The organism is Geminocystis sp., from assembly GCF_041753295.1.
In the GTDB taxonomy this organism is placed as follows: Bacteria; Cyanobacteriota; Cyanobacteriia; order Cyanobacteriales; family Cyanobacteriaceae; genus Geminocystis.
This window is the reverse complement of record NZ_JBGSUU010000108.1, coordinates 21,448-38,590: the sequence shown is the minus strand read 5'-3', so window position 1 is coordinate 38,590 and position 17,143 is coordinate 21,448. Positions and strand designations below refer to the sequence as shown.

The 17,143-nt window shown below is 33.3% G+C and carries 19 protein-coding genes; 13 read left to right on the top strand and 6 right to left on the bottom strand.

The features are described from left to right. Positions 1-146: 146 nt before the first annotated feature. Positions 147-647, bottom strand: a complete 501-nt coding sequence (locus ACEW8E_RS13410) for an anti-sigma factor (RefSeq protein WP_373480862.1) — start codon at positions 645-647, stop codon at positions 147-149. 36 nt (positions 648-683) lie between these two features. Continuing rightward, positions 684-1,349, bottom strand: coding sequence for a sigma-70 family RNA polymerase sigma factor (locus ACEW8E_RS13405; RefSeq protein WP_373480861.1), 666 nt, complete (start codon positions 1,347-1,349; stop codon positions 684-686). A 209-nt stretch (positions 1,350-1,558) separates the two neighbouring features. Here ACEW8E_RS13405 and ACEW8E_RS13400 point away from each other — a divergent pair, with 209 nt between their 5' ends. Beyond that, a complete protein-coding gene (locus tag ACEW8E_RS13400) occupies positions 1,559-1,762 on the top strand; it encodes a hypothetical protein (RefSeq protein WP_373480860.1) in 204 nt (67 codons plus the stop codon). Positions 1,763-1,855: 93 nt separating this feature from the next. On the opposite strand, the gene ACEW8E_RS13395 is transcribed toward ACEW8E_RS13400, so the two are convergent. Next, the gene (locus tag ACEW8E_RS13395; RefSeq protein WP_373480859.1) at positions 1,856-2,854 is read right to left on the bottom strand and encodes an RNA polymerase sigma factor, RpoD/SigA family; all 999 of its coding nucleotides are present in this window, start codon (positions 2,852-2,854) and stop codon (positions 1,856-1,858) included. Positions 2,855-3,403: 549 nt separating this feature from the next. On the opposite strand from ACEW8E_RS13395, the gene ACEW8E_RS13390 reads away from it, so the two are divergent. Further along, positions 3,404-4,621, top strand: a complete 1,218-nt coding sequence (locus tag ACEW8E_RS13390) for an MFS transporter (RefSeq protein WP_373480858.1) — start codon at positions 3,404-3,406, stop codon at positions 4,619-4,621. Between the two features lie 85 nt (positions 4,622-4,706). Beyond that, positions 4,707-5,510 (top strand): PspA/IM30 family protein, encoded by an 804-nt coding sequence (locus ACEW8E_RS13385; protein WP_373480857.1) that lies wholly within the window; start codon positions 4,707-4,709, stop codon positions 5,508-5,510. 57 nt (positions 5,511-5,567) lie between these two features. Here ACEW8E_RS13385 and ACEW8E_RS13380 read toward each other — a convergent pair whose 3' ends face one another. Continuing rightward, positions 5,568-6,143 carry a thylakoid membrane photosystem I accumulation factor gene (locus tag ACEW8E_RS13380; protein ID WP_373480856.1) on the bottom strand — a complete coding sequence of 192 codons (576 nt, stop codon included), beginning with the start codon at positions 6,141-6,143 and terminating at the stop codon, positions 5,568-5,570. A gap of 80 nt (positions 6,144-6,223) precedes the next feature. Here ACEW8E_RS13380 and ACEW8E_RS13375 point away from each other — a divergent pair, with 80 nt between their 5' ends. The 7 genes from ACEW8E_RS13375 to ACEW8E_RS13345 all read left to right on the top strand — a co-directional run bounded on the left by ACEW8E_RS13375 (position 6,224) and on the right by ACEW8E_RS13345 (position 11,578). After that, entirely contained in the window at positions 6,224-6,700 is a 477-nt protein-coding gene (locus ACEW8E_RS13375) for a J domain-containing protein (RefSeq protein WP_373480855.1), read from the top strand. A gap of 51 nt (positions 6,701-6,751) precedes the next feature. Further along, positions 6,752-7,024 carry a DUF3143 domain-containing protein gene (locus ACEW8E_RS13370; RefSeq protein WP_373480854.1) on the top strand — a complete coding sequence of 91 codons (273 nt, stop codon included), beginning with the start codon at positions 6,752-6,754 and terminating at the stop codon, positions 7,022-7,024. A gap of 132 nt (positions 7,025-7,156) precedes the next feature. Continuing rightward, positions 7,157-7,345 carry a hypothetical protein gene (locus ACEW8E_RS13365; protein ID WP_373480853.1) on the top strand — a complete coding sequence of 63 codons (189 nt, stop codon included), beginning with the start codon at positions 7,157-7,159 and terminating at the stop codon, positions 7,343-7,345. Continuing rightward, complete coding sequence (locus tag ACEW8E_RS13360) at positions 7,330-7,623, top strand: type II toxin-antitoxin system RelE/ParE family toxin (protein ID WP_373480852.1); 294 nt, start codon at positions 7,330-7,332, stop codon at positions 7,621-7,623. The genes ACEW8E_RS13365 and ACEW8E_RS13360 overlap by 16 nt, the downstream gene beginning before the upstream one ends. Positions 7,624-7,804: 181 nt before the next feature. Beyond that, positions 7,805-9,334: a glucose-6-phosphate dehydrogenase gene (gene zwf, locus ACEW8E_RS13355; protein WP_373480851.1), complete on the top strand. Its 1,530-nt coding sequence runs from the start codon at positions 7,805-7,807 to the stop codon at positions 9,332-9,334. A gap of 192 nt (positions 9,335-9,526) precedes the next feature. Further along, positions 9,527-10,888: a glucose-6-phosphate dehydrogenase assembly protein OpcA gene (gene opcA, locus ACEW8E_RS13350; protein WP_373480850.1), complete on the top strand. Its 1,362-nt coding sequence runs from the start codon at positions 9,527-9,529 to the stop codon at positions 10,886-10,888. 222 nt (positions 10,889-11,110) lie between these two features. After that, positions 11,111-11,578: an Hsp20/alpha crystallin family protein gene (locus tag ACEW8E_RS13345; RefSeq protein WP_373480849.1), complete on the top strand. Its 468-nt coding sequence runs from the start codon at positions 11,111-11,113 to the stop codon at positions 11,576-11,578. Between the two features lie 229 nt (positions 11,579-11,807). On the opposite strand, the gene ACEW8E_RS13340 is transcribed toward ACEW8E_RS13345, so the two are convergent. Then, positions 11,808-12,785, bottom strand: a complete 978-nt coding sequence (locus ACEW8E_RS13340; protein WP_373480848.1) for a CHAD domain-containing protein — start codon at positions 12,783-12,785, stop codon at positions 11,808-11,810. Between the two features lie 205 nt (positions 12,786-12,990). Continuing rightward, positions 12,991-14,001 carry a phosphoribulokinase gene (locus tag ACEW8E_RS13335; protein ID WP_373480847.1) on the bottom strand — a complete coding sequence of 337 codons (1,011 nt, stop codon included), beginning with the start codon at positions 13,999-14,001 and terminating at the stop codon, positions 12,991-12,993. A gap of 175 nt (positions 14,002-14,176) precedes the next feature. Here ACEW8E_RS13335 and ACEW8E_RS13330 point away from each other — a divergent pair, with 175 nt between their 5' ends. Genes ACEW8E_RS13330 through ACEW8E_RS13320 form a run of 3 tightly spaced genes read left to right on the top strand, consistent with a single transcriptional unit; the run spans position 14,177 to position 17,038 of the window. Next, positions 14,177-14,497 carry an ArsR/SmtB family transcription factor gene (locus ACEW8E_RS13330; protein WP_373480846.1) on the top strand — a complete coding sequence of 107 codons (321 nt, stop codon included), beginning with the start codon at positions 14,177-14,179 and terminating at the stop codon, positions 14,495-14,497. A 17-nt stretch (positions 14,498-14,514) separates the two neighbouring features. Beyond that, complete coding sequence (locus ACEW8E_RS13325; protein ID WP_373480845.1) at positions 14,515-15,348, top strand: hypothetical protein; 834 nt, start codon at positions 14,515-14,517, stop codon at positions 15,346-15,348. Positions 15,349-15,373: 25 nt separating this feature from the next. Continuing rightward, positions 15,374-17,038, top strand: coding sequence for a SulP family inorganic anion transporter (locus tag ACEW8E_RS13320; RefSeq protein WP_373480844.1), 1,665 nt, complete (start codon positions 15,374-15,376; stop codon positions 17,036-17,038). Positions 17,039-17,143 lie beyond the last annotated feature (105 nt).

Here is a 17,143-nt window from a genome sequence, read left to right as displayed (position 1 = left end):
CTAACTTCCAGTCTTGAACTGGTAAACGCTAACGGACACATTAACCTCTGTCAATTGAGTGAAAACTTGATTGATAAGTTAGGTGGTTGAAGTTAGAATCCCTCACCATAATCTTTGATTTGGTGACGGGAGAATGTCAATACTTTTTATTTATTCTCACTCAAATCTATTAAAGAATGATCTAAAGGAATCATTAATGTTTCTTGATTATTTTCTACAGGCATCTCAATTATAGGTTCATTTAAAGCAATAACTAAACTTTCTTTATTTGATGTAGATGAATTTTCTTGAGCCATTTGTAGTAAAGGTGTTCTATTATCATTAATAAGACTACCCACTGCTGTCAATAAAACTGCGGCGATAGCACCGCCACCCCATAACCATATTTTACGTTGTTTATTTTGTTGATCTACTTTAGCAAAAACTGCATCAGAAAGTTGTTTTGCCGAATATTCAGGTTGAGGAGTTGGTAAACTATTTATTTCTTGACGTAAGTATAATAATCTGGTGTATAAGCCTTGAATTTCCTCACTATTAGATAATAACTCTTGTACTTCTTTACGTTGCTCGGCAGTTACTTCACCGTCTAAATAAGCGCTTAAAAGTTCAAAGGTACATTTATCAGGAGGGTAAGAATGATTAGTCATGGTATCGTCTCTTCTTAACTTAGTGAAATAAAAAAATTAATTATGGTGATTATCGAGATAAGGTTGTAACAATAATTGCAATCTATTTCTTGCTCTTGCTATTCTTGATTTTACCGTACCAAGGGATACTTGGGTAATTTCTGCAATTTCTTCATAGCTCAAACCTTGTATTTCTCTCAATACTATAGTAGTACGAAAAGTATCAGGTAAATCAGCAATAGCTTGTCTTAATTGATCATAAAATTCTACAGTAGCCAAATTTTCATCAGGTAAAGGTAAGTCTGATGCTATTTCCCATTTTATCTCATTCTCTTCTGTCATGATGGAGGCATCTAAAGATAAAGGCGTGGCAAATCTTTTCTTTTTCCGTAGTTGATCATAAAATAAATTAGTAGCAATACGACTTAACCAACCTTTAAACTTATTCGGATCTTGTAAGCTCTTAATTTTTTTATATACTCTAATCCAAACTTCTTGAGATATATCTCCTCTATCTTGCCAATCGGGAGCTAAGTTATACAAAATCTTATCCACATAACCTTGATGGCGACGTAATAATTCAGAAAAAGCTAACCTATCAGGTTGAATGCCTTGCTGACACTTTAAAATTAAATCAGGATTAGATAATTGTTCAACTTTCACTCTTTGTTGTATAAATGGAATAGAAAAATTAGACCAAGATAGAGAACTAGATGATACCATAATATATTCTATGCTGATTTAAGAATAGTTGTTAATTAATTTGACTATTTCTCTTCAAAAAAGTTCCCTCCATCAAAATTTATCTCCTAACAGTTTAAAGACTAGGATTAAACTTAAAGTGGTATTTGCCACCAAAACTAGCATTTTCACCCCATTAATTGCTACAATGTCAACCTAGCATATTGAGTCAAAAGAGGGGTAAAATTTTTATGACTAGAACAGTAAATTGTCAAGTAGAATGCGTTAATGGTTGTATTTTAGGTCAAGAATGTCCGAACCAAAAATTTGCCCAAGAAACTACTAAATTTATCGAAAATACTTCTTTAGACAAAATACTAGAAATGGCAGAAATTGCTCGATTAAAAAAAATAACCTCCCCACCTAAATGGATTATTCCCGATGATTTTTCCTAAACAAAAAATAGAAAACCTAGGCTAAATCAGTGATTACAGCTTAGGCTTTTTTTTACTTATTTTTAAGGGATTCGTTAGTGAACTTATCACCAGTTACAGAGCAACAATATATTCTTTAACACTACTACGTTTTTTTCGTAAATGAGCTAAGGCTTGTTGTTCTAATTGTCGTACTCTTTCTCTACTAATACTCATTCTTTGTCCAATTTTAGCTAAAGACAATTCTCTTCCGTCTTCCAAGCCAAATCTAAGTTTTACTACTTGTTGCTGTTGAGGTGTTAATTCTCCCAGCAATTTATGTAAATCTTGACGCATTAATTCTTGAGTAATATAAGTATCAGGGGAAATACCACCATCTTCGAGTAATTCTGACAATTCAGTATCTTGATTATCTCCCACTTTTACATCTAAAGAAATGGGTTGACGGGCAATACTAAAATACTCCCGAATTTGAGCTGGTTCTAATTCTAACGCCGAAGCTATTTCATTGGGAGATGGACTTCTGCCTAGTTTTTGAGATAATTCTCTCTGGGTTTTTTTGATTTTATTCAGTTTTTCTGTAATATGAATGGGTAATCTTATGGTTCTAGCTTGTTGGGCAATAGCACGAGTAATGGCTTGACGAATCCACCAGTAAGCATAAGTCGAAAATTTAAAGCCTTTTGTGGGATCAAATTTTTCTACTCCTCTTTCCAAGCCTAAACTTCCTTCTTGAATTAAATCCAAAAACTCCATATTTCTTTTTTGATATTTCTTGGCGATCGCTACTACTAAGCGTAAATTCGCCTCAATCATTTTTTGTTTTGCTCTTTTTCCCTGATGAATAATTTTTTTAAGTTCACTAGGGGATAAATCAACCACATTAGCCCATTCTACTTCTGTTGGTTCACGATCTAATTCTTCAGCTAATATTTCTTTCTTACCATACAAAGCCATCATCTTTTGTACTTGTTTTCCAAAAACAATCTCTTGTTCATGACTTAAAAGAGGAACTTTCCCAATTTCTTGCAGATAAGTACGCACCATATCTACAGTAGTGGCCTTTCTTTTATCAATGTCGTTTATTCTAGCGGTAACTTTGGCGGTTGACATAAGGGTTATATTCTCCTAACTTCAAGCGAACTATGATTTTGTAAATAAGATTGTTTCTACAAGCAATTTTTACATTTAATCGAAGTCATTATGACTTTTACTTACTCTTGTTAACATTTTACATTCTATTTAGACGTTAGTTTGTTAATAAAAGTTCACTATTAAAATTTTATTTTTTGATAATGTATTAATTACAATAGATTAAAGTTAAGATAGTGGTCAGACTATTTAGCTATTAATTTCTATGATGACGGATTAAAAATATAATTGTTAGTAGAGTTAATGCGTAATCACCGAACTTGACAGTAAGGTTTTAGGCATTCAATCATGGACACGGAGAATAAATAATTCTCAAAATGTTAAAGCATTAAAAGTTTTTATGTAATTATATTATATGTGATACTCAAGAGATTTCTACACAAAACCTCTATAACATTAATGATGCCCAAAAATTCAGCAAAAGTTATATATCTTAAGAAAAAAAACAGTAACTATATGTTTTCAGAAAGTAATAAAATGTTTCCATTAACTATTCTCTCTTAATCAGTTGTGATCAATAATCTTAATTCTCAGATTTGGATATTGGCAGGAGGAAGGTTATTATTACAATTTGGGACAGGTTTTACCTTATTTTATGCCCCAATTTTCTTCGTTAATCAACTCGGTTTTTCCCCGACAATGGTAGGTATCGCCCTTGGTAGTGCATCAGTATCAGGAATTTTAGGGCGTTTTTTAGGTGGAAGTGGTAGTGATTCTCATGATTGGGGAAGAAAGAAAATTCTTTTATTATCGGCGGTTATTTCTGCTATAGCTGATGTGTTTTTAGCTTCCGCTTCTGATTTTTCATTTTTATTATTAGGTAATTTATTAATGGGTTTCGGTATTGGACTTTATTGGCCTCCAGCAGAAGCATTAGTAGCCGATTTAACGACACCAATTCAACGAAATTCCGCTTTTGCCATCAGTCGTTTAGCGGATAATTTAGGTTTAGGTTTGGGAATTATTATCGGAGGTTGGATTATTGCCATTACTAATAATTACCGTCTTTTATTTATCATCGATGGTTTTTCTTTTCTTGTATTCTATATTGTAATTTATTTTACCATCACGGAAATTCATCCTCTTGAAACCAATCATCAAAGCAAATATCATGGCTGGAGTTTGGCTTTAAAAGATAAAAGTTTATGGATTTTTTGCGTAGTTAATGTCATGTTTACTACTTATCTATCTCAAATTCAAACTACTTTACCTCTATATTTAACTAACTTTACTGTGGATAATCAATTTTCTATTAGTAATATTAGTAATTTATTTAGCTTTCACATTATTTTTGCTGCCATTTTTCAGTTACCAATGTTACGGATTCTTAATCGTCTTAGTCGTATTCAAGGATTAACTTTTTCTTTATCCATTTGGGGTGTAACTTTTATTCTTATTTGGATGACGGGTAATATAACTCAATTTTCCTTTTATTACGCTTTATTCGCTGTTTTGATGGGGGCGATCGCCATGATCACCTATAATCCACCAGCATCGGCTTTAATCGTAGATTTAGCACCTATTTCTTTACGAGGAATTTATTTTGCCATTAACTCTCAATGTTGGGCAATAGGATATTTAATTGGCCCTCCTTTAGGGGGTTGGGTGTTAGATCAAGGTATAATTTATGCTAATCATTTTTGGCTGATTCTAGCTATAAGTGTTTTAATAGGAATGATAATTTTGCAATATTTAAAAACAAATCTTCTCAAAAAAAATCTCATTTAACATTAAAAGATGAACTTAAAATAGAACAAAGTCGAAAGTGATAAAGTAATATAAATATAGAAGTAGAAAAAAGGTTAAAATTATTATGGGAATTTTTGATCGCATCAGTAGAGTAGTCAGAGCTAATGTCAATGATATGATTGATAAAGCCGAAGATCCTGAAAAAGTCCTAGAGCAAAGCCTTCGTGAAATGGGCGATGATTTAGTTAAAATGCGTCAAGCGGTAGCACAAGCTATTGCGGCTCAAAAAAGAACAGAACAACAGTACCAAAAAAATGTTTCCGAAGCTAATATGTGGCAACAACGGGCTCAATTAGCTTTAACCAAAGGAGAAGAAACTTTAGCCAGAGAAGCCTTAGTGCGAAAAAAAACCCATGCCGACACCGCAGCTACTTTAAAAGCTCAATTAGATGGGCAAGTAGGTCAAATTGACGCTTTACGTCGTAATCTCACTGGCTTAGAGAGTAAAATTTCTGAAGCAAAAACCAAGAAAGATATGCTCAAAGCTCGTATGAGTGCGGCTAAAGCTAACCAACAGTTACAAAGTACCATTAGTAGTTTAAATACTAACTCTGCTATGGCAGCTTTTGAACGTATGGAAGACAAAGTTGTACAAATGGAAGCTATTTCTGGTGCTGAAGGAGAATTAGCAGGAATAGGCGGTGATTCTAAATGGGCAGCATTAGAAGGGGGTAGCGAGGTAGAAGATGAGTTAGCGATGATGAAAGCACAATTATCAGGTATTCCCCTATCTGGTACACCTCAACCAACTACTGCTTTACCTCAAGGTATGGATAATCCTACTTCTGCAACTTCTTCCCCAGCTTCAAGTGGAGCATTTATGGATGATGAATTAGAAAAATTACGGGAGCAATTAAGAAAAAGTTAAATAATTGGAAGATAGGAGATAGAAATTACTAACTATTTATCCTATCAATTAATTGTTTTATTTATTAACGGGTACTAATTCGCTGTTAAATTCATTGAAAGTTTTGCGTTTTAATTCCACTGATTCTGAACGAGGTAATAAATCAAACACTTTCCGTAGTATATCGTCCACATCTTCAAATCTTGATTGTCCGATTTGATCAAAAACCACATTACCTTCTTGATCTAGTACCACAGTTTGGGGAATACCACCTTTATAATAATAACCTAGCTCATCGGGTTGATATTGATCTTTAGGGGGAATGGTGTCCACTGTAGTAGCAATGAGACTAGCTGCACGACCATAAAATTCTTGAAAACGAGAGACAATAAAAGCATATTGTTTAGAATCACTATTGTCATCTAGATAATAAACTAAAATCACGGGCATTTTTCGATCTAAAGATTGTTTTAAAGTTAGTTTTGAGGGTACTAAAGAACCATTACCCGCATAGACAACAAAAATATTACCATCGTAGCGATCATTATTAATATCTGCACGACTAACATCAGAGTAACTAAACCAAAGAGTTAAAGTACAAAAGAAAATAATAAAAATACGTTTTAAAGGGGAATAAAACCGAGTGGCTAACATAAGTTAAAGTTTGATAAATGGGATACAAAAAAATAAGATCATGTAATAGAATATTGAAACAGATCTTGAGTTAAAAAACCGTGAATTCTAATCGGAATAATTTTCAATCTCCATCTCAACTTAAAGGATATTTTGCTCATACCCATTATGGACTGTTAAATTTACATCCGAATGCTTCTGTTATTGAGATTAGAAGAGCTTACCGAGAATTAAGTAAACTATACCATCCTGACACCACTAATTTACCTTTAGAAGAGGCGAAACAAAAATTTCAACGATTAAATGAGGCTTATGGAGTTTTAGCTAATCCTCAAAGGCGATCGCTTTATGATTTACAAATTGGTTATTCTCGATGGAATGTGATTCAAAGTCCTTATGATTTTACACCATCAGGATCATCTCCCCAAGATTCCCATGGAACATTAGAGTACTTAGATACGAATGATCGACCTTTATCTAGTGGAGAATTATTTGCTCTATTATTAATGGGAATAACTATTGTAGGTTGTATGTTTTTAGCGATAACGGTTGCTTGGTTGAGAGCTTCTAGTATATAGTATATATTTGTTAATCTCAAATTCTATTGTTTCCTGATTTTCTAGAAAATAATGCCCAAATTAACCTCGAATAGCCCTTTATATAGTTTTCCCTTGCCTGAAATTGAAAATTGGTTAAAACAGATGGGATGTCAACAAAACTCACAGGCACTTAATTGTTGGTATGTGAAAAGAGAAGGATGGGAAGCGCAAATAACTTTAGAAACAGAAGATCTCAATGTTAATTATCTTAAAGCAGGAGCCGATGGCAGTGATATAAAAAGGGCGTTTCGTTATTCTCTTTCTCGGCGAGATATTGAAGATGCTGTTTTTTCTGGTCCATAATGTAGAATTAAAAATCGAGAATCAAAAACTGATAATTTTTGGTATTGACGATAATTTTAAATATCTGTTACGTTAATGTACTTTATCATTAGAAAACTAAGATAGAAATTAATTGCTAATGACTATTATTTTATGAGTTCTACAAAAGAAAAAGTTGAGTCAATGTTGAGGAAGTTGCCCGACGATTGCACCATTGAAGATATACAATATCATTTATATGTTTTAGGCAAAGTGCGTCAAGGTTTACAAGTTGCTGACTCTGAAGGGATTTTACAACAAGCAGAAGTAGAGGGATTGTTAAGTAAATGGCTTATCGAGTAGTTTGGTCTCCTAAAGCAGTGGAAGATGTAGAAGCCGTCGCCGCTTATATTGCCAGAGATTCACCGTCTTACGCCGCCGCCGTGGTGCAGAGAGTGATAGAAATTAGTAGTAAATTATCCATCGATGCCAAAAATGGAAGATTAATCCCTGAAATAGAGGAATCTACCATCATTGAACAATTTGCCTATAGTTATCGATTAATTTATCGCATTGAGTCGGATACTGTCACCATTGCCGCCTTAATTCACGGTAAAAGATTGTTGTACTTAACCGAATAAGTTTGGCGATGTAGAATAAACTGAGATCTGGCATCAGATCAAAAATACTTAATAAGTAAATTTTAATCCCTTTGCCCCTTGCCCGAAAAATTCGTTACAAAACGTTATGGGTGCAAAAAAAAATTAATCACATTTTGACAGAGAAACTAGAATGAAAGTGGTTGTTCAAGAATAGAATTAAATGTTGACACTACTAGAAAATCCTCTCAGAGTTGGTTTAAAACAGGCTAAAACCCCAGAACCATTAATAATGGTGATTTTTGGGGCTTCGGGAGATTTAACCCAACGGAAATTAGTTCCCGCTTTGTATCAGTTGAAAAAAGAAGGACGATTACCTCCAGAAATGACCATTGTTGGCGTAGCACGTCGAGAATGGAGTCATGACTATTTTCGAGAACAAATGCGAGAAGGTATCGAAGAATTTTCTGACGGTATCGGTACAGAAGATTTATGGCAGGATTTTGCTGACGGACTTTTTTACTGTGCAGGAAACATGGATGAAGGAGAAAGCTATCAAAAATTAAAAGTATTTCTCGACGAATTAGACGGTAAAAGAGGTACAAGAGGTAATCGGGTTTTTTATCTAGCGGTTTCTCCTAAATTTTTCCCCCCAGCTATTAAACAATTAGGGGCGGCAAATATGTTAGAAGATCCCTTGAAACATCGTTTAGTTATTGAAAAACCCTTCGGTAAAGATTTAAGCAGTGCTCAAGTTTTAAACCGTATTGTACAAAAAGTTTGTAAAGAAGAACAAGTTTATCGTATTGATCATTATTTAGGTAAGGAAACAGTACAAAATTTGATGGTGTTTCGTTTTGCCAATGCTATTTTTGAGCCTTTGTGGAATCGCAATTATGTGGATAATATTCAAATAACCGTAGCCGAAACCGTTGGAGTAGAAGAAAGGGCTGGTTACTATGAAACAGCAGGAGCTCTGAGAGATATGGTGCAAAATCATCTTTTACAACTGTTTTGTTTAACGGCAATGGATGCCCCTAATGGAGTCAATGCTGATAGTATCAGGGGTGAAAAAGTCAAGGTTTTACAGTCAACTCGATTGGCAGATTTAAAAAACCTCGAAAAAAGTGCTATTAGGGGACAATATAGCGCTGGATGGATGAAAGGAAAGCCCATTCCCAGTTATCGTGATGAAAAAGACGTAAATCCAGACTCCACAACTCCTACTTTTGTGGCTTTAAAATTAATGGTGGATAATTGGCGTTGGCAAGGTGTCCCTTTCTACTTGCGTACAGGTAAGCGATTACCGAAAAAAGTTTCTGAGATTGCTATTCAATTTCGAGATGTACCTTTAACTATTTTCCCTTCTGCGGCACAACAAACAAATCCGAATATTCTCGCTTTACGGATTCAACCTAATGAGGGGATTTCTTTACGATTTGAAGCAAAAGTCCCGGGTTCTGAATTACGCACTCGTACCGTTGATATGGATTTCAGCTACGGTTCATCCTTTGGAATTACAACGGCTGACGCTTATCACCGTTTACTTTTAGATTGTATGTTAGGAGATCAAACTTTGTTCACTCGTGCCGATGAAGTGGAGGAAGCATGGCGTATTGTCACTCCTGCTTTAACCGCATGGGATGCACCATCAGCTCCTGATTCTATTCCTTTATACGAAGCAGGTACATGGCAACCTCCTGAAGCGGAGTTTTTGCTTAATCGAGATGGTAGAAAATGGCGACGACTTTAAACAATGATAATAGAAAATGATCATAAGTCAGTAGGCAAAATTATTTGTATGTTTACTTTATCAAAGGCTCTCACCCACTCATACAATGAGGATTATTAGTTATTTTTATTAATTTTAAAATATACAATTTTGCTTTAATACTTAATCAAATTTTCTATAAACAACCCTAGATTATTCTCAAATATAAAAACCATGAAAACAACTCCCCTAGTTTCTTTACAAGCCCCCAAAGATGTTGATTTAGAGTATATTGATCGTGAGTTACGAGAAATTTGGCAAACCTACAGTGGTGTAGGAGATGGTTTAGCCGCTACTCGGGCTTCTACCTTTAGTTTTTTAGTTTATGAACCAGAAGCTACACAGCCATTACTCGCTTCTTTAGGTTTTTATACTGGCCCTGTAGATGGTATTGGTGGCCCTCGTACCACTTCTGCTATTAAGGCGGCTCAAAAAGCCTATAAATTAGAAGTAACAGGAATTTCTACCCCTGAATTATTAACCCGATTAAAAGCCGAATTTGATGTCAAACAAGCTAAAGGAAAAATTGATTTAGCGGAATTAGCCAACCTCAGACAATATTCCCCTGATATAGAAGGTGCTGGAATGGCTGATGCTATTGCCTCTATTAATCCTTGTCGTATTATTACCCTTTGCCCCACTACGGGTGAAGATGAAGGGGTAAAGGCTCAAGTATCCGCTTATTGCCCTGTTAATAAACGTTCTGCTAATAGTTTAATCTGTTGTGAGTATATCACCATAACGGGGGTTTCTTCTGCTTTTGAACGGGTTGGCGGAGTTCTCTCTGAGTTGATGATTCCAGACTTACCTAAGTTTATCTGGTGGAAAGCTGGTATTGATGAAGATTATCCTCTTTTTCAACGATTAGTTGCTGAATGCGATCGCCTAATTGTCGATTCCAGTATTTTTAGTCAACCAGAGGAAGAATTATTCAAAATTGGGAAACTATTAGAGCAAGATTTGCCTTTAATTGACTTAAATTGGGCAAGAATATCACCATGGCAAGAATTGACAGCAGAAGCATTTGATCCTCCTGAACGTAGAAATGCTATATTAGAAGTTGATCAAGTTACCATCGACTACGAAAAAGGAAATCCTAGTCAAGCCTTAATGTATTTAGGTTGGTTAGCTAGTCGTTTGAATTGGCAACCTGTTGAATACAGCTATGAGGAAGGAGATTATAACATTACCACCGTAAAGTTAATTAACCTTGAAGGTAAAGACATCAAAGTAGAATTAGCTGGAGTACCCATTGCAGATTGGGGTGAAGTTTTAGGAGATTTAATTAGCTTAAAATTAACCTCTACTAATCTTAATGCTGATTGTTGTACAGTACTTTGTTCTGAAACTACAGGCTGTATGCGTATGGAAGCTGGAGGAGGAGGTCAATCTTGTCGTATTCAACAAGTAACTTCTTTAGCAGATCAAAGTACAGAAAAATTATTAAGTCAACAGTTACAGCGTTGGGGCAAAGATGTTCTTTACCAAGAAAGTATGGTAATTACCACACAAATTCTTAAATTAGTTAAAAATTAAGTGGATATAAAACGGTGTTAATTGGCTGAGATATTCTAAGATTTATTTTTTAATCTTTGATTAATTCCTAATAATTTAGGATTGCTAGAGATAATTTATTAGGAAACCCTACTAATTATTTTCGGTTTACCGCCTTCTTGTAAAAATAATTTTATGACATTATAAAAATAACAATAACAATAAAGGTTAAATAAATCGTTATTAATTAGGAGGCAATAAATTATGTCTTTAGTTCGTTTTTATCCCTTATCTGATCTTAATACCTTACATCGTCAAATGAATCGACTTTTTGATGAAATTACTGCGTGGGATAATACTAATAATAATACTGTTTTAAAACCTGCTGTTGAGTTATTCGACAATCAAGATAGTTTAACTTTAAGAGTATTAATACCCGGTATTGATAAAAAAGATCTCGATATTAGCGTTACCCGTGAAGCGGTAAAAATTAGCGGTGAATATCGTCATCAAGAAGAAAATAAAGATAATGGTTATTATGTTTCTGAATTTAATTATGGTAAATTTGAAAGAACAATTAATTTACCTGTAGCTATTCAGAATGACAAAGTAATAGCTGATTATAGCGATGGTATTTTAACTTTAATTTTACCTAGAGTTGAAGAAGTCAAAAATAAAGTATTTAAAGTTAATTTTAGTGATGAAATTAACCCTACTTTAGAGGCAAATTAAGTTTTTATCTAATCTTAAGTTAATCAATAATCAATGTTTATACCTGTCATGATTGGCAGGTATTTTAATGTAATTTCTCTTTTCTGATGGATAGATTAAATCTATAAATTTTAAAGTAGTAGTAAATTAATTTGTCGAAATAACAATAAAATTCTTAGGAAAAATTAACACCTTTCACTACTATTTTTAAAGAAAAATTATTTGAAATTATTATATGTTATTCTTATCCCTATTTTTCAAAGGTAAAATTAATTATTGACATTAAATTACTTTGATAATCTTTAGTAAAAATTTTAGTCTGTAATTGCTGCCATTTTTGCCATATTATATATTGATCTTGAATGATTAAATTATATAAATTTGGTAGTTTAATTAACCACTTTTTACCTATTTCTTTATTCAAATAATCTTGCAAACAAATATTATCTTGAATAACTCCTAAAACTTCTTGTCCATTTTTGATAAAATCAATGTATTCTGTATATTCAATGGGGTAAAAATCAGTAAATAACTCTAATTGATAGCGAGTTTTTTTAGCTTCTTTTCTTAATTTATGTAAATTTTTTCCTTCTTTATCAATTAATAAATTAACTTCTTCCTTAGATAAATTATTAACTAAAATATCGCCATTTTCATTGATAGTTGTACCGATAAACCAAGCAGATTGTAAATAAAAATAACTAATTTGTGGGAATAATAAAAAGGGTAATATGGATTGAATTTTTACATTAGCCATGCCCTTAAATTGAGGTTTATCTAACCAATTTAAAAGAGATTTTTTAAGTTTATGATATTTTTTAGTACTTAAAATTAACTTTATTTCTTGAGTATCTTGAGAAGATGGTTTATTAATATCAGCGATGATTTTTTCGATAAACTGAGTTTCTATATTAGAAATTCCTTGATTAAATTTATCTTGTAAATTAATTTTTAAAATATCTAAATCTCTTTGTTTCCCTAAAATTCGAGCTAAATCACCAATATTTTTATCATTAATAATTAAGGGTAATTTTAAAGTAGAATTAAATACACTTAAAATACTTCTTAATTTTCTCATGGCAACTCGTAATTGATGCAAATTTTCTGGATTATCCTCTGTTAATATCTTTTCTTCGTATTTAATAATTTTCTTAGTTTGTGTCGCTATGGCATTATAACTATAATCAGCGAGGGTAATAGCATTGTCTTTGAAAGTGATAATAGACATGATTAAACCTCTACAAGTTAATTATTACTGCTTAATTATAAATGTTGCCATAAAAAATGACTGCGATTAATCATAAAAATTAACCACAGTCCGAAGGAATTAGGAATTAGGAATTAGGAATTGAGAATTTTAAACTCTTTTCTTTTTTCAATTACTGATTATACCATGAAAAGAATAAAAAAAGTCAATGATTGATTTAGAATTCTTAAACCGTTACAACTTCTTTCTCTTCTGTATTTGCATTTATACCTGTTAATTGTTCATAAGTTTCACGCATTTTTAAACCAACTAAAACTTGGAATAAACCAGTACCATTATTAGAACCGGGGTAATCTTTATGTTTTAGTAATAGCTCTGTCATTTCACCGTGATATTTAGTTCCAGTGCGACTTAAATGACTTTCAATATATAAAATTTCTTCGAGGTTATCGAATTGACCATCAACTTCAAGAATTGAAACTTCATTACCCATGTAATTATCAGGTCCATAATACATTTTAAGACCGGGGAATGCACAAGTAAGTTTACGTCCACAAGGGCGCCAATCAATAGTCGAACCTTCATCAAACAAGTATGTAGGAGCGAAATGTTCAATACCTTCTTTTTCGATGAGACGAACTCGTAAAATTTTACCTTCTTTTTCGTCTTTGATTAATTGAGTAGGTAATACTTGAATAACGATGTCTGCATATTGTTTTTGAGGTTCAATATAAGCGGTAAAGTCAGGTTTTCTGGACATAATGGAAGCCACCACGTCATCATAACTATGACCTCTTTCAGCCATGTCACGCTGAATTTTCCAGTTAATTTTTACTTCTTCGCTGATGTCAAGATAAACGCTGAAATCAACTAATTCTCTAACTCTTGCATCATAAAGAGGGTGTAAACCTTCAATCACAATTACTTTATTTGGTTCGATTTTTTCAGGAGGATCTAATTCTCCTGTTTCATGATTATATATAGGTTTATCAATAGTTTGACCATTTTTTAACGCCTTAATTTGTTCTGCCATTAAGTCGAAATTGTTAGCACGAGGATCTAATGCGGTTACACCTGCTTCTTTTCTGCCTTTACGATCTAAACAGTGGTAGTCATCAAGACAGATAACCGTCATAAATTCTTTACCAAATAAATCTTCTAAACGGCGCAAAAAAGTTGACTTTCCACAACCAGAGTCACCCGCAACGCCAATAATAACTACTCTATCTTGAGTCATATTTTCCTCTATAGTTGAAACTAAATTTTACTTATATCAGTAATTTTTCTATTGTCTGTTATCTTATCAGTCAAATGCACACTAATCTATAGTTAATTCTGTTAATTGATTATTTTTAACTTTTAAAAATTGTGCTAAACTATATGAAGAACTTTGTAGATACTAAGATAGTCAGATGCCTTTTCAACCAAGTTACTTTAAAGCTGATTTGTTTAAAATTCTCTCTAATCCTCTCAGAATACAAATTTTAGACACCCTAAGACAAGGAGAAATTAGTGTTAATGATATTGCGGGGTGGTTGGAAGTGGAAGCGTCTTCAATCTCTCAGCAGTTGGCAATTTTGCGAAGATACCATTTAGTTAAAAGTCGCAGACAAGGTAATTACATTTTTTATTCTATAAATGAACCAGCAATTTTTAAAGTGTTAGACTCAGCAAAGGAGGTTTTTAATAATCATTTAGTGCAAGTCAAAAATGCTTTACAAAAACTGGAATAAAATATTATTAACTATTTATGATAGACATTAAAATTTTTCACGTTGATCATGGATTTTGTGCCGCCATTGAACTTAGTAATTCTAATACTATTTTAATTGATTGCGGTGCAGGAAAAAACTTTGAACCTGCTCAATATGTATGGCATAGGCATTGTAAATATTTAGATTATTTAATTTTATCTGCTTATACTGAAGATAATTTATCGGGTTTTCCTGATTTAATTACCCAATCTTTTCAACATGATATTCCCATTCATTTTCTAGTATTTAATCCGAGTTTAAACCCCGAACAAATTTCCAATAAAAAACCTTTTCCTTTACCCTTAGCTAATAGTTTATATAATCCTATTGGTAATACTAAAACTATGGAAATTGATGATTTAAAATTAACTTTTTTTTGGAATGAAACTTCAAGTTTTGGTACTAAATATAGTGCTAGTTTAGTTACTTTTTTACATTACGCTGATATTAATGTTATTTTCCCTAGTGATTTAGATACCAGTGGATGGCAAAATTTATTAAAAAGTTATGATTTTCGTCGTCAACTAGAAAAAGTAAATATATTTATTGCTTCTAATCATGGAGAAGAAAAAGGATATTGTAAAGAAGTTTTTAACTATTGTAATCCTGAAATTATCATTGTTTCTAATAAAGATAATCAGCCTTTAAATCCTATGATGAGTAAGATATATAGTAATCATGGGAAAGGATCAATATCTGGAATTAGTGACAAGAAAATTTTATCTACCCATGAAGATGGAGGCATAAAAATTTCTAAATATTTAGATAGATTAAGACATATTTCAACTCAACATAAATCAGGTTTATCCAATTATTTAGATTCATTATAAAATATTATTTTGGAGTTTTAAAATTATGGCAATTTCAGAGGAATTATCCCCTCAATTATCATTATCTAAAGTTAGTTATTGGCATTCTTTTAAAGGTGATTTAACGGGAGGTTTAACGGCGGCTATCGTTGCTTTACCTTTAGCTTTGGCTTTTGCTGTAGCTAGTGGAGTTGATCCGAAAGCTGGGTTATATACAGCGATTGTTGCTGGTATTGTTGCATCCATATGTGGTGGTTCACCTGTACAGATTACAGGACCAACGGGGGCGATGGCAGTGGTGTTAATTGGCATTGTCAGTCAATATGGCATTGAAAAAGTTTGGATTGCTGGAGTTATGGCAGGTATCATTCAAATTGCGCTGGGTATCGCTAAATTAGGGCAGTTAGTGAAGTTTATTCCTTACCCTGTTACCGCAGGTTTTACTAATGGTATCGCTATCATTATCTTTTTCGGTCAACTTAATAACTTTTTTGGCTTACAATTACCTCGTCAAGAGCATTTTTTGGGAAATTTGATACAGACTATAAGTCATCTTGACTTGATTAATCTTTATTCAATCCTCATCGCCAGTATTGTTATTGTAACTAAGTTGATATGGCCTTATATTTATCCTTCCATTCCAGCGTCTTTAGTGGGTTTAGTTTTAGCAACGGTGGTAACAGTAAGTTTTCATTTTGACATCCCCACCATTGGCACAATTCCCCAATCTTTACCATTACCTCATGGTATTCCTCATTGGAATGATCTGCAACTATTACGGGAGTTGTTTCGCCCTGCTTTAGCTTTAGCCGCTTTAGGTAGTATTGAATCACTATTATCGGCAGTGGTTGCTGACGGTATGACAGTTAGTGAAAAACACAACAGTAACAGAGAATTAATTGGGCAAGGTATAGCTAATATAATTGTACCCTTTTTCGGCGGTATTCCTGCTACTGGTGCGATCGCTCGTACTGCTGTCAATGTGCGCTCAGGTGGTAAAACAAGAGTTTCAGGAGTTATTCACGGTATCGCTTTAGCATTGATTATCTTAATCTTTGCCCCTTATGCTGCCCAAATTCCCCTTGCGGCACTGGCGGGAATCCTCATGGTAACAAGTATCAGAATGATTGAATGGGAAGCCATTAGTTTATTATTAAGAGCAACTTATTCCGATTTAGCGGTAATGTTATTAACATGGTCAGTTACTATCATATTCGACTTAGTTTTAGCGGTGGAAATCGGTTTAATCGCTGCGGGTGCATTATTCATCAAACGCATGAGTGATTTAAGCATGGTGAAAATCCCTGAAACAGAAGTTTTCCCCGAAGGTATCCCCTTAGAATTGACTCAAGAAATAGCTGTATATCGTGTGGATGGTCCTGTATTTTTTGGGGCAGCAGAAAGATTTGTAACTTTTTTGAGAGACGAACCAGAAGTAAAATATCTCATCTTACGTTTACGTTTCGTGCCAAATATTGACACCACTGGATTAGTAGCCTTAGAAGATATTTACCAAGATCTTAAACGTCATGATTGTCGTCTAATGTTAACAGGTTTACAACCAGAAGTTAAAGACATTTTAAATCGCACAGGATTATTAGATAAAATCGGTAACGGTAATTGTTTTGATACCACCACTCAAGCAATTTATGCCATTCATCCCCATTTGCCCATTTTAGAAACGGAAGATAAAGAATTATCACAAGTTTAAGAGAAACAAAAAAAAGAAAATAACCTTTGTCTGAAAGTCTTCATTATTGGAGATTTAGAGGCTTTAGACTTCTTTAAATTTAGACCATAAATAGATTACTAAAAA